The following is a 14,026-nucleotide window of genomic DNA, read 5'->3' as shown; positions in this document are numbered from 1 at the left end:
CCTCTCCCCCTTGGGGGAGAGGGGTTGGGGGTGAGGGGGTCCGCGCAGCGGCCTGTCGGCGGGGACCGCACTACCGACGAAGAACGCGGGTGAAGGTTCGTCCCCCTCACCCCTGGCCCCTCTCCCTCAAGGGAGAGGGGGGAACGAAGCAGCCGCCCGAACCCCGATCGTTCCTCCGTTATTTTGCGGCGGCTTTCTTCCGCTTGGGGGCGGCCTTCTTTTTGGCGGTCGTTTTCTTGGCGGCCTTTTTGCGGCCGCCGCGTTTGCCCCCGCCCTTGGCTTCCTTCTCGGCGATCAGGCGGACGGCCTCGTCCATGGAGACGTTCTTGGGGTCGGCGTCCTTGGGCAGCGTGGCGTTGATTTTGCCGTGCTTCACGTAGGGGCCGTATTTCCCCTCGAAGATCTGCACCGGCTTGCCGTCCTTGGGGTGCTCGCCGAGGTCCTTCAGCGGGTCGGGGGCGGCCCGCTTCTTGGACTGCTTGAGCATCGCCTCCGCGACCGGCAGGGTCACGTTGAAGACGTTGTACGACTTTCCCTCGTGCTCGAAGGTGTGGGTCTTCTTGTCAAAGTTGCCGTACTTTTTGTTGTGGAGCACGTACGGGCCGTACGGGCCGACGCCCACCTTCACCACGAGACCGTCCTCGCTGTGGTGGCCCAGCCGGCGGGGCAGCGCCAGCAGGGCGGCGGCCTCCTCCGCGGTGATCTTCTCCGGGTCGAGGAACTTGGGAATGCTGGAGCGCTTCGGCTTGGGCCGTTCGTCGGTCGCCTCGCCGAGCTGCACGTAGGGGCCGTACGGCCCGCTTTTGACGTACATCTCCAGCCCCTCCTCGGGGTGCACGCCCAACGACTGCGGGCCGCGGCGCTTCTCCTCGATCAACTTTTCGGCCAGTTCGTCGTTGAGGTCCGCCGGGGCGACGTCCGCCGGCAGGCTCGCGGTGAACTTCTGGCCGTCCAGTTCCGCCTCGAAGTAGGGTCCGTAGCGGCCGACCCGCACGTCCGGCGTGACGTTGTCCAGCCGCAGGGTGCAGGCGTCCCGGGGGTCGATGCTCTCCTCCTTGCTCTTCACCTGCCGGTCGAGGCCCTCCTCGCCCTTGTAGAACCGCTCCAGGTAGGGCAGCCGCTGGCCCTTGCCGTCGGCGATCTCGTCGAGCTGGTTCTCCATCTGGGCGGTGAACTGGTAGTCCACCAGATTGGGGAAGTTCCGCTCCAGCAGGCGATTGACCGCCAGCGCGGTGAAGGTCGGGACGAGCTGGTTGCCCTGTTTCTCCGCGTAGCCGCGATCCTGAATCGTGCTGAGGATGCTCGCGTAGGTGCTCGGCCTGCCGATGCCCTCGGCTTCGAGGCGTTTGACCAAGCTCGCCTCGGTGTAGCGGGCGGGCGGCTTGGTCTCGTGCTTGACGGCCTCGGGGTTCGGCCCCTCCGTTCCGATAAGCGCAAGAACGTCGCCCTCCATCAATGCGGGCAAGAGCGAATCCTGATCGTCCAGCGCCTCTGCCGGGTCGTCGGAGCCTTCCACGTAAGCCCGCAGGAAGCCGGGGAAGTCGATCCGCTTGCCGGTCGCCCGGAAGGTCAGCGGGGTCGCTTTGTCCCCGCCGGTCGGGGCGGCGTCGATGAGGACCGTTTGGAAGGTGAACCGGGCCTCGGCCATCTGGCAGGCGACGGTCCGCTTCCAGATGAGGTCGTACAGCTTGCCCTCGGCGCCGGCGAGGCCCAGCTCCTTGGCCGTCTTCATCTTGGTGCCGGCGGGGCGAATCGCCTCGTGGGCCTCCTGGGCGCCCTTGCTCTTCCCCTTGAACTTGCGGGGCGAGGGGCTGAGGAACTTGTCGCCGTAGCGCTTCTTGACGGTGTCCCGGGCGGCGGTGGTCGCCTCGCCGGAGAGGTTCACGCTGTCGGTCCGCATGTAAGTGATGTGCCCGTCCTCGTACAGCCGCTGGGCGGTCTGCATCGTGCGGCGGGCGGTCATCCCCAGCTTGCGGTTCGCCTCCTGCTGGAGGGTGCTGGTGGTAAACGGCGGGTAGGGCTTCCGGGTGCTCTGGCGTTCCTCGACGCTCTTGACGGACCAGCTCGCCCCCCGTTTCAGCACGTCGGCGATGCGGGTCGCCTCGGTTTCGTCCAGGTGGGTGACGTCCGCGGTCGGCTTGAGGCGGCCGGTCGATTCGTCGAAGTCCCGCCCGCTGGCGACGCTCTTGCCGGCGGCTTCGGTGAGGGTCGATTCGATCGAAATCTCGTCCCCCGCCTTGCTCAGCCGGGCGGCGAGGTCCCAGTACTCGGAGCTGCGGAAGGCGAGCCGCTCCATCTCCCGCTCAGTGAGCATCCGCACCGCGACGCTCTGCACGCGGCCGGCGGAGAGGCCGCTGCTGATCTTCTTCCAGAGCAGCGGGGAGAGCGTGTAGCCGTAGAGCCGGTCGAGAATCCGGCGGGTCTCCTGGGCCTCGACGAGGTCCGTGTCCAAGGCCCGCGTCTGGCCGACGGCCTTCTGGATGGCGTCCTTGGTGATCTCGCTGAACACCATCCGCTTCACCGGGACCTTCGGCTTGAGCAGCTGGATGAGGTGCCAGCCGATCGATTCGCCCTCGCGGTCTTCGTCCGTCGCGATGAGCAGTTCCTTGGCCCCCTTCATCGCCTCCTTGAGCTCCGTGACCCGCTTTTTCTTGTCGGCGGAGACGATGTAGAGCGGTTCGAAGTCTTTTTCCGTATTCACGCCGAGGTTCGCCCACGGCTCGCCCTTGACCGCCTTGGGCACCTCGGCGGCTTTGCCGGGCAGATCGCGGACGTGGCCGAAGCTGGCCAGGACCTGATAGCCGGAGCCGAGAAAGCTCTGGATTTTCTTGGCCTTCGCCGGGGACTCGACGATGACGAGGGTGTGGCCGGCCAAGGGGTTCGTCCGTGAGGAGGGGGGGCGGAGCGGCGGCGGCGGGCGGGGCGACAGGGCCGGCGTTCGCCGGCTGCCTTGTCGGGTCGAATCGGGCGTCCTTATCATGCGCCGCTTCGGACCGACCCCCGCCGGGCGGTTCGACGGGGCGGCATCGTTAGGCCGGCCCGAATCGACTGTCAAGCAGATTGGCGTCGAACCCCAAGAGTACCGCCGACCACCCCCGGGTTCGCCCCGGCGTCGCCCCCCGGAGGTTCCGGGGCGGGCCGGCGCCGCGCCGGCGCCGCCGCACGGACTGCCCCAAAGGCTCATATGGCCTCCCCGTTCGAGATCTTCCGCCGCAACCAGTGGCTCGTCGTGGCCCTGTTCGGCCTGTCCATCTTCGCCTTCGTCCTGCTGGACCCGCTGACCAGCGGCGGCGGGGACAACGGCCTGTTCCCCATCGTGCTGGGCGTGCTGCTGGGCGGCGTCGCCGCCTGGCTGATCTCCAACACCACCGGCCGCGCTGCCGTGATGTGGGCCGCCGCCGGCGCCGTCGCCGGCGGCCTGTTCGTGGGTCTGTCCGGCAACTTCTTCGGCGGCGACGTCGCCGTCCGCACCGCCGAGGGCGATCTCACCCGCAACGACCTCTACGAACTCCAGCGGCGGAACCAGATCGCCAACCAATTCTTCGTCGGCCTGAAGGACAAGCTGGAGGAACGCGAACCGGACAACGAAGCCCTCCGCGGCACGCCCCCGCCGAACTTCAACTACGTCGGCGTGCGGCCCGGCCCGTTCGGGTTGCAGCAGATCCCCAACATCCTCAGCCAGTTCGACCCGAACGCCCCCGAGGAGTTCGGCCTGGTTTTCGCCTACCTGCTTGAACAGGAAGCGGACGAGGCCGGGCTGGAGATCTCCGACGACTACGTCAACGCCCTGATCAACTCCCACTACGGCGTCTCCCCCACCCGGGAGGAGATCCGCGAACTCCGCACCCGCATGGGCGTGGGCGAAACCGACCTGTTCGACGCCATTCGGGCCGAACTGCGGCACCGGCGGATGTTCGAACTGCTGGCCCCCAACCCGACCTCCCTGCCCACCGACGCCTGGGAGCTGTACCGCAAACTGAACCAGACCGCGGACGTCGCCTACGTCTCGCTGCCGGTCGAGGAGTTCGTCCCGCAGGTCGCCGAGCCGAGCGAGGCGGAAGTTTCGCAGCTGTTCGAAGACTACCGCGGCCAGCAGCCGGACCCCGCCACGGGACTCGGCTTTCTGCGGCCGGCCCAGATCTCGCTGGGCTACCTGACGGTCGACCGCGACGCCGTCGAGGAGTCCGTCGACGCCCCGACTGATGAAGAGGTGCGGGCGTACTACGAGGCGAACAAGTCGGAGTTCCGTAACCCTGCCTACACGGAATGGCTCTCCGAACAGCGGCAGATGGAGAACCAAAGCGAGATCGATTCGCTGCTCGAAGGCGGCGCGGGCCCCGGCCTGCCGACCCTCTCCCCGGACGCCCCCGCCGACGCCCCGGCGATGCCCGCGGAGGACCCGCAGCCGCAGCCGACCGACGAGCCGCAGCCCGCCCCCGCCGAGGAACCGACCGCTGAGGAGCCGGCGGAGGAACCCTCCGAGGAGCCCGCGATGACCGCTCCGACCGAGGAGCCGGCCCCCGCGGATCCGGCGGGCGACGACGACGGCGAGGAATCCCCGGAACCCGCCGCGACCGGCGAGAGCGACGAGCCGGCGATGACCGAACCGGCCGCCGAGGAAGGCGAACCCCAGCCGCAGCCGTCCTCCGAAGAACCGCAGCCCGAAGAGCCCTCCTCCGAAGAGCCGGAGTCCGGCGAAGAGGCGGGGTCGGAGGAAGAGGACGGCGACTCGACCGCTCGTATGCGGGCGTTCGAGGCCCGCGGCTTCGCCTCGCTGCCGGCCGAGCCTCAGGAAGAAGAGACCCAGGAGGAGAACGGCGAACAGCCCCCGGCCGAGGAGGAAGAGACGGAGACCGCCGCGGCGGAACTGGAAGCCGAAGCCGAAGGCGACGAACCGGCGATGACGGAACAGCCCGCCGCCGAGCAGCCGCCGGCCGAGCAGCCGCCGGCCGAGGAGGAAGAAGCGACCGAGGAGCCGCCCGCCGAACCGGCGATGACGGAACAGCCCGCCGACGCCCCCGCCGAGGACTCGGCGGAGGAGCCGGCCGAAGGCGCCGACGCCCCACCGGCGCCGACCCGCGAGAAGCCGGAGGAGTTCCTCCCGTTGAACGCCGAACGCACCGAGGAGATTCGGGAGCGGCTCAAGCGTGACGCCGTCTCCGAGGAAATGACCCGCCGGATCGACGCCGCCCGGGACTTCATGTTCCTGCTGGGCGAGGAGGTCTGGTCCGAGGTGCCCAGCCCGGACGACCCGGCGAGCGACGTGACCGAGGAGGAAGCCGAAGAACTCCGCACCGCCGCCCGCGAGACGATCGCCGAGCGGATGGCGACCTACGCCGAGGAGAACGGCCTGACCTACAACCGCTTGCCGTTCCTGGGTCTGAACGAACTGATCGACGGGGATTACCCGGTCGCCACCGCGGAGATCCCCGGCAGTGCCCGGACCGGTCAGCCGCAACTGGCGATCGCCCCGCTGCTGGGCAACTTCCAGACCCCGCTGTTCAACGACGTGCGGGTCGGCGAGACGCCGGACGGCTCCGCCCTGTACGCCATCTGGAAGGCCGACCAGCGGCTCCCCGCGGAGCAGGAATTGACGGACGAGGGCGTGCGGGAGGCCGTCGTCGCCGCCTTCAAACGGCAGAAGGCCGCCGAGGCCGCCGCCGCCCGGGCCGACGAACTGGCCGAGCAGGCCTCCGCCGAGGGCGTGACGCTCCAGCAGGTCGTCGAAGGCCAAACCGTCACCGGCGCGGAGGGCGGCGCCCCGCTGGAGATCCAGGAGACCGGTCCGTTCCGCCGGCTGCGGGTCAACCGCCCGACGGGTCTGGAAGCGTTCCTGTCCGGCCCCAGCCCGGCCCGCAATCCGGTGCCGACGTTCGAGAACGGCCTCGTTTCCGAGGAGTTCCTCGACGCGGCGTTCGACGACCTCGCCCCCGGCGAGGCGGCCGGCGTGCCCGGCTTCCGGCCGGACCGCTCCCTCACCGTGGAGCTGAAAAGCCGGCAGCCGTCCGACGAAGAGCTTTCGACGCTGTACGAGAACTTCCTGGAGGAAGCCGCCGCGGAACCCCGCCTCTACCGGCAGGCCGGGATCGAGGAGCGCCGCGTCGCCCTGGAGGCGTTCATCAACGGCTTGTTCGAGAAGTACGGCGTCGACCGCGGGGCGATCGGGGCGATGGACCGGGACGGGTAAACCCCGTTCCACACCAACCCGAAGCGTCAGCGAGGGCCGGCCGTCGTGACCGGCGCCCGCCGTGCGGGTCCTCCCGCGGACGCCTCGGGCAAGTCCTCCCCGTGACGCCCCCCCTTCCCAACGTCCCGTCGCGAGAGTTCGTACCGCACCGCATGACGACCGCCGCAGCGTCCCCCGCCCCCGCCGAGATCGCCGCCGCCGCGTCCCCCGGGACCGGCTCCGCCGCCGACGGCGCCGCCGACCCGACGGCGATGATCGAGGCGAACGGCCTGTCGAAGTTCTACGGTCCGTTCGCCGCCGTGCGGGACGTTTCCTTCGCCGTGCCCAAGGGGCAGGTCTGCGCCTTCCTCGGCCCCAACGGAGCCGGCAAGAGCACGACGATGCGGATGCTGACCGGGTTCCTCGCCCCCAGCGCCGGCACGGCCCGGGTGGGCGGTTACGACGTGGCGGAGGACCGCATCCCCGCCGCCCGCACGCTCGGCTACCTGCCGGAGAACGGGCCGCTGTACCAGGAGATGAGCCCCGACGGGTTCCTCCGCTACGTCGGCAAGGCCCGCGGGCTGTCGGCCGAACGGCTGAAGGCCCGGGCGGAGTACGTGCGGGAGGCGTGCAGCCTGGGCCCGGTGTGGGGCAAGCCGATCGCCAAGCTGTCCCGCGGCTACCGCCAGCGGGTCGGCATGGCCCAGGCGCTGCTCCACGACCCCGGCGTGCTGATCCTCGACGAACCGACCGGCGGGCTCGACCCGAACCAGGTGGCCGGCGTGCGGGACCTGATCGGCCGGCTGCGGGAGGAGGGCAAGACCCTGCTGATCTCCACCCACATCCTCCGCGAGGTGCGGGCCGTCTGCGACCGCGTGCTGCTGATCGCCGCCGGCCGCCTCGTCTTCGACGGCCCCGCGGGCGAGCTGGCCGGCAGCGAGGAGGAGATGGAGGCGAAGTTCCGGGAACTCACGGCCGCCAAAAAGTAGAAGGTTTCAGGGCAAAGGTGAGTGGAAGCCGCCGTGAGCGCGGCCCTTCAACCTGCCTCCTTCAACCTTCAACCCGACGTATCAACGACGTGAATTCGCTTATCCGGTTATGAGCACGTTCCTCACCCTGATCCTGCTCCCCGCGGTCCTCGCCGCCGTGGGGTTCGTGATTTATCGGCTGGTCGTCAGCCCGGCGCTGCGGGCGGTGTTCTGGCGGACCTTCGCCGGGTACTTCAGCGGGGTGCTGGGTTATCTGTTCATCGTGGCCTTCACGGTCGCGGCGAGCCTGATGGCCTTCAACACGACCTTCTTCGCGGCGAACCTCGCCACGCTGGACCAACTCAGCGCCGGGTTCCCGGTGTTGCTGCTGTTTTTGGTGCCAGCCATCACGATGACGGCCTGGGCGGACGAGCGGAAGCTCGGCACGGACGAGTTGCTGTTCACCCTGCCGGCCAAGGAGGTCGACGTGCTGCTGGGCAAGTACCTGGCGACGTTGGCCGTCTACACCGTGGCCCTGTTGTTCAGCCTGACGAACCTGCTGGTCCTGTGGGCGATCGGCTCGCCGGACCCGGGGCCGATCTTCACGACGTATCTCGGCTACTGGCTGGTGGGGGCGGCGCTGTGCTCGGTCGGCCTGCTGTGCAGTTCGCTGACGGGCAGTCCGGCGGTGGCGTTCGTGCTGGGGGTGGCGGCCTGCGCGATCCCGGTATTCGTGGGCGACCTGCCGAGCGCCGCCTTCGGATTGAACCTGCCGAGCGGGTTCTTCCGCAGTCTCAGCGTGCCGGAGCAGTTTCGCGACTTCACTCTGGGCCTCGTACCGCTGGGCGGGGTGGTGTATTTCCTCAGCCTCGCCGCGTTCTGCCTGTACGCCAATCACGTGGTGATCCGCCGCCGGCTGTGGGCCGGGCGACGGGCCGGGATGGGCTGGCAGTACGCCGTCCGGACGGTCAGCCTCGCCCTGTTGCTGATCTCGTTGAACGTCCTCGCCGGCCGCACCACCGCCCGGGCGGACCTGACGGCGGAGAACGTCTACACCCTCGCCCCGATCACCAAGACGGTGCTGGACGAAGTCAGCGCCGACCGGCCCGTCACCGTGCAGGCGTTCGTCTCGCCGCAGGTCCCGCGGGCCTATGCGGCGATCCGTAAGCAACTCGTCGGTTTGCTGCGGGAGTTCGACCGTCGCGGCGGCGACGCGGTGACGGTCCGCATTGTGGAGACCGAACCGTTCTCCGACGCCGCCGAGGACGCCCGGGCCTTCGGCATCGAACCGCGGGAGGTCGTCACCGTCCGCGACGGCCGGGCGGTCACGGACAGCGTGTACCTCGGGCTGGTCGTGACCGGCCCCGGCGATGAGGTCGTCGTGCCGTTCGTCGGCCCCGGGGCCCTGCCGGAGTACGAACTGACCCGGTCCGTCCGCACCGTCTCCGGCGAGGAGCGGCTGACGATCGGCGTGCTGCGGACCGACGCGAACCTGATCGGCGGCCAGGGCGACTGGCAGATCGTCCGGGAGCTCGAACTGCAATACGACGTGGAGCCGGTCAGCCCGGACGGCCCCATCGACGCCGAAAAGTACGACGTGCTGCTGGCCGTCGCTCCCTCCAGCCTGGAGGAGCAACAGGCGACGAACTTTCTGAACTACGTGGAAAGCGGCAGGCCCGTCCTCATCTTCGACGACCCGTACCCGCTCACGCTGAACCCGACCGGCACGATCTCCAACGCCCCCCGCCTGCCGAAGCCGCGGCCCGGGGGGATGGCGGCGATGTTCAACCAGCAACCGCCCGTCCCCAAGGCGGACGAGGGCCGCCTGACCCGCGTGCTGGACGCCCTCGGCCTGCGGTGGCCGTACGACGTGATCGTCTACGACCCGTACAACCCCTATCCGGAGTTCGGCGACCGGGTGACGGACGAGTACCTGTTCGTCCGCGACCGGGAGGACACCCCCAGCGTCGAGGAGCTGAACCCGGACAGCCCGATCACCGCGGGACTGGACCAGGTGCTGCTGTTCTACGCCGGCTCCGTCTCCCCGGCGGACGGCGCCGAGGAGGGCTTCACCCCCCTGCTGAAGACCGGCCCCGGCGGCGGGGTGATCGAGTGGGACGACTTCGCCCGGGCCAGCTTCGACCCGTTCGCCGGCGGGCAGGTGTTCATCCCGAACCGTGACCCGCAGGGCGACCCCACCCCCCAGCCGAGCGTGCTCGCCGCCCGCGTGCAGCGACCGGCGCAGGGCGACGACAAGGGGGTGAACGCAGTATTCGTGGGCGACCTCGACATGATCTCCGACCTGTTCTTCGCCCTGCGGGACGACCCGAACGCGTTGGAGCAGGGTCTGGCGTTCGACAACATCGCCTTCGTCCTGAACGCGGTGGACGTGCTGGCCGGGGAGGAGGCCTTCCTGCCGCTGCGGCGGCGCCGGGCGGACCGTCGCACGCTGACCGCCGTGGAGGCCGCGACCGCCCGGTTCCTGGAGGAACAGCGGGAGAAGACCGAGGCCGCCCAGAAAACCTTGGACGAGGCCGTCGCCGCCGCCCGGAACCGGTTCGAGGCGGAACGGGAGGCGCTGGAGGCCCGGGACGACCTCTCCCCGCAGGCGAAGGCCCAACTGCTGGCCGCCGCCGAGCGCGAGGAGCAGCGCCGGCTGGCTCTCGAGGAGGAGCGGCAGAACCAGGCGCTCCGGCAGGCGGTGAAGCGGGCGGAGGACGAGAAGGAGCGCCGCGTCGCCGCCGCCGAGGGCCGCTTCCGCGCCTACGCCGTCGCCCTGCCGCCGATCCCCGCGGTGGCGCTGGGCCTGTTCGTCCTGCTGGTCCGGTTGCTCAAGGAGCGCCGCGACCTCGACCCGGAGCGGGTCGTGTAGGGTCCGCCGTGCGGACCGTCTGCAACCCGATCGGAACCCCGAGTGAACGGTCCGCACAGCGGACCCTACAAGAAATGACCGAAACCGCCCGCACCGCCGCCTTCGCCGCCGTCGCGGCCGTCAGCGTCGCCGTCGCCGCGTTCCTTTCCTGGCCCGGCCCCACGCCGGAGACCGCCGGGTTCGAGCAGGTCGGCACGCCGTTCTTCACCGCCTTCGCGCCGGACGCCGACGATCCGGACGCCGCCGGCAACCTCTCGAAGATCGGCCGGTTCACGATCACGGCGTTCGATCCCGACACCGGCGCGATCCAGGAGTTCCGCGTCACCCGCAACGAGGAGACGGGCCTGTACGGCCTCTCCCCCTACGGCTATCCGGCGGAGGCGGCGGAGAAGCTCGCGGAGGTCGCCACGGCATTGGGTTCGGTCGAACGGACCGCCCTGCAGAGCCGGCGGGAGTCGGACTGGGCGGACCTCGGCGTGGTCGACCCGGCCAGCGAGGACGTCGACCGATTGGAGGGCCGCGGCCTGCGGATCGAACTGACCGGCGACGACGGCAACACGCTGGCGGACCTCATCATCGGCAACGCCGTGGAGGGCCGCGACGGCTACTTCTACGTCCGCGAGCCCCGCGACGACAGCACCTACATCGCCAAGCTGGAGGACCTGGGGCTGTCCGCCGCCTTCGCCGACTGGATCGACCCGCAGGTGTTGGACGTGCAGGCCTCGGAGGTCCGCCGGATCGCGCTGCCCGCGGAGGTGTTGGACGCCGCGGCCGGGACGATTTCGCTCCGCGACCCGCTGACGGCGGTGCGGGACGGCGCCGCCGGCGAGTGGGCCCCCGCCCCGGACACGCCGGTCCCCGCCGGTCAACAGATCGATCAGGCCGCCGCGAACGAACTGGCCCGCACCGTGACCGGGCTGCGGATCGTCGGCGTCCGGCCCAAGCCGGCCGGTCTGCAGCCGGACCTGCGGGTCTCCGACGAGGTCGCCGCCAACCCGATCGCCATGCGGCTGATCCGCGACAGCCTGCTCGACAAAGGGTTCGTCCCGGTCGAGGTCGCCGACGGGCGGGCGCGGGTGATGGGCGCCGCCGGCGAGGTGACCGTCGTCGCCGCCGACGGCGTCGCCTACGATCTCGCCTTCGGCGAGTTGTTCACCGGCACCTCCCACGACTTCGCCGTCGGCGACGCCGGCGAGGGGTACAAAACCCTTGAGGCGAAGTCGGACGGCAAGACCGACGAGGAAGGCGACGACGAGACCGACGCCGAGGAGGAATCCCGCGGCCGCTACCTGTTCGTCACCGCCCGCCTCGACGCCGCCGCCCTCGGCGAGCCGCCCGTCGAACCGCAAGCCCCGGCCGCGGAGTCGGACGGCGCGGAGTCGGGCGCGGACGAGGAAGCGTCCGAAGACGGCGAGACCGACGACGCTCAGGCGCAATACGAGCAGGACCTCGCCGCCTACCGCACGGCGAAGGCGGAGTACGATCGCAAACTCGCCGACGCCGCGGAGCGGGTCGAGGAACTGAACCGCCGCTACGGCGACTGGTACTACGTGGTGGACGCCGCCGACGTGGCGGAGCTCTCCCTCCGCCCCGCCGCCCTGCTGACCGACGCCCCCGCCCCCGAGCCCGCCGACGGCGAGGGCGCCGCCCCGGCCGGCACCTCGCCGATCGAAGCCCCCGGCAACCTGCAGGACCTCATCAACGGCCTCTCCCCCGGCATGGGCAACGAACCGACGGACGCTCCGCAGGAGGAACCGGCCGAAGCTCCCGCCCCCGCTCCCCAGCCGGCTGCGGACGCCGCCACCGAGGACGCGGCGATGACGGAGGACGCCGCGGCAGCGACGGAACCGCCGGCCCCCGTCGAAGGGAGCGAAACGGAGCCCCCCCGCACGCCCGTGACCGCTCCGCGACCGACCGGCACGCCTGAGACGCCCGACCCTACCGACGAAGCGAACGCTGACGAAGGAAACGGCAACGCCGGTTCTCCGGAGGAGTCCGACGACGCGGGTCCCCCGGCCGACGAAGGGGCGAACGGGGGCGACTAAACGGGCGCACGGCCGAGAACTCGCGGCCGGCGGGCCATGGGGGCCTTCCTGAAGGGGTCGCGTCGGGCGGCGGAAGTCGAAGCGATGGACAGACGCTCGCCTCCCGTCCCCCCGAGCAACGGAGTCTCGCCGTGCACCCCTTCGCCCCCGCCGCCCTCCTCCTCACCGCCTTCGCCCCCCCCGCCGCCCCGCCACCGACCGCCGCGACGCCGGTCGCCCCGACCCCGGTCGCTCCCGTTTCGATCGCCACCGCGACGCCGACCGTCGGGGCCGTCCGCATTGTAAAAACCCCGGCTGCCGAGCCGGTCTGGCGGACGGACCTGTCCGCCGCCTTCGCCGAGGCGGGCCGGACCGGCAAGCCGGTGCTCGTGCTGTTCGGGGCGGAGTGGTGCCACTACTGTCACAAGCAGGACGACGACACGCTGTCGGACGCCGGCGTGAAGAAGGCCCTCGCCGAGGGCTTCATCCCCGTCCGGCTGGACGTGGACGAGCACCGGAAGGTGTCCGAAATTCTCCAGGTGGATCAGCTCCCGCAGGCGGTGATTCTCTCTCCGAAGGCGGACTTGCTGGGCCGGACGAAGGGCTACCACACGGCGGCGAAGTTCAAGACGGCGCTGTCGCGGGCGAACGCCAAACACGCCGCCGCCCGGAAGGCCGCCCGCGTCGCCGCCGCCCCGGCGGAGACGCAGACTCACTGAGCGGCCCGGCGCCGCCCCGGCTCGGGCCGCCGGGTCGGCCGGCCGCGCGTCCGGCCTCGGGGCGACCCGGCGGGTTCGGAGACCGCCGCGCGGTTGAAGCTTTGGCCCGGCGGCGGTAGCGTTCGGGGATGCCCGCGCCCGCCACCGGACCCGATTCTGACGACAGCTGGGAGGACCTCGCCGGGGACCTCTTCGGAATCGATTTGACGAAGTCCGCCGCCGCCGAGGAAGACGACGACGACTTCCTCGACCCGCCGGCGCCTAAGGGCAAAAGCAAGGGCGGCGAAGTGACCGCGGCCGACGAGGTCGCCGCCCCCACCGCCGCCCGCGTGAACCACGCCGGCGACGTCTCCCCCGACGAGGTGGAAGCCCTCGACGACGCCGAGGAGAGCGACGAGGACGACCCGCTGGCCGACCTCGGCGACGGGTTCTTCGTCGATGAGGACGACGAGCCGAAGCCGGCCCCGAAGAAATCCGGCGGCCGTCGGTCGCAGCCCGCCAAGGCGAAGGCCAAAGACGAGGACGAGGAGCCCAAGGCGAAGCCCCGCCGCCGCTCCCGGGCCGCCGCGAAGAAGCACGAGGAGGACGACGCGGAGGAGAAGCCCCGCCGCGGTCGCCGCTCCAGCTCCAAGAAGCCCGTCGCCGCGAAGGCCAAGCCGCCGGTGGAGGACGACGACGATTCGGACTTCTTCGGCTTCGGCGACGACGACGAGGATGAAGACGACGTCCTCGCGGAGGAGGCCGAGGTTGACGACGACGATGCGGACGACGACGACGCCGACGCGGACGCCGCCGGGGCAGACGAGTTCTGGGAAGCGCTGGACGACTGGGACTGGGACGGCGGCGGCTCCTCCGAGGAGAAGGCGTCCTCCGGCAAAACCTCCGACCGCGGCGGCTCCGGCCGGTCCGGCGGTCGCGGCGCGAAGTCGGAGTCCGGCCGCTCCTCTGGCGGACGCTCGTCCCGCTCCCGCAACACGGATCGCGACGACGCGGAGGAGCCCAAACGCTCCTCCCGACGCAGTCGGGCCGCAGCCGAGACCTCCGAAGACGAAGACCGCCCCAAGCGGCGCCGCGGTCGCGGCCGGGGTCGGTCCTCCTCGAAATCGGAGTCGACGCGGGCTGAGGAAGCGGACGACTTCGCCGCCGCCCTGGACGCGGACGACGAGGACGACTTCTCCGCCGGCCTCGGAGACGACGAGGGCGACGAGACGCCGACCCGCGCCTCCCGCTCCCGGGACGAAGACGCCGACGACGACGAGGAGCGGCCGCGCCGTCGC

At 70.8% G+C, this 14,026-nt stretch carries 6 protein-coding genes and 1 pseudogene; 6 read left to right on the top strand and 1 reads right to left on the bottom strand.

Features of this window, described 5'->3' with window-relative positions:
• Window positions 1-178: 178 nt before the first annotated feature.
• A complete protein-coding gene (gene topA / locus ACG2DA_RS02655; protein WP_395253914.1) occupies window positions 179-2,875 on the bottom strand; it encodes a type I DNA topoisomerase in 2,697 nt (898 codons plus the stop codon).
• 309 nt (window positions 2,876-3,184) lie between these two features.
• Here topA and ACG2DA_RS02650 point away from each other — a divergent pair, with 309 nt between their 5' ends.
• From ACG2DA_RS02650 to ACG2DA_RS02625, 6 genes and pseudogenes are all read left to right on the top strand, one after another.
• Window positions 3,185-6,187: a hypothetical protein gene (locus ACG2DA_RS02650; RefSeq protein ID WP_395253913.1), complete on the top strand. Its 3,003-nt coding sequence runs from the start codon at window positions 3,185-3,187 to the stop codon at window positions 6,185-6,187.
• Between the two features lie 251 nt (window positions 6,188-6,438).
• Window positions 6,439-7,155: an ABC transporter ATP-binding protein gene (locus ACG2DA_RS02645; RefSeq protein ID WP_395253957.1), complete on the top strand. Its 717-nt coding sequence runs from the start codon at window positions 6,439-6,441 to the stop codon at window positions 7,153-7,155.
• A 109-nt stretch (window positions 7,156-7,264) separates the two neighbouring features.
• The gene (locus tag ACG2DA_RS02640; protein ID WP_395253912.1) at window positions 7,265-10,006 is read left to right on the top strand and encodes a Gldg family protein; all 2,742 of its coding nucleotides are present in this window, start codon (window positions 7,265-7,267) and stop codon (window positions 10,004-10,006) included.
• A gap of 74 nt (window positions 10,007-10,080) precedes the next feature.
• Complete coding sequence (locus ACG2DA_RS02635; RefSeq protein ID WP_395253911.1) at window positions 10,081-12,051, top strand: DUF4340 domain-containing protein; 1,971 nt, start codon at window positions 10,081-10,083, stop codon at window positions 12,049-12,051.
• A 131-nt stretch (window positions 12,052-12,182) separates the two neighbouring features.
• A complete protein-coding gene (locus ACG2DA_RS02630) occupies window positions 12,183-12,749 on the top strand; it encodes a thioredoxin family protein (protein ID WP_395253910.1) in 567 nt (188 codons plus the stop codon).
• 128 nt (window positions 12,750-12,877) lie between these two features.
• A pseudogene (locus ACG2DA_RS02625) lies at window positions 12,878-14,026 on the top strand (hypothetical protein); the annotation flags it as partial.

The sequence above is a fragment of the Alienimonas sp. DA493 genome (genome assembly GCF_043951915.1).
In the GTDB taxonomy this organism is placed as follows: Bacteria; Planctomycetota; Planctomycetia; order Planctomycetales; family Planctomycetaceae; genus Alienimonas.
This window is presented reverse-complemented; position numbering and strand designations above follow the sequence as displayed.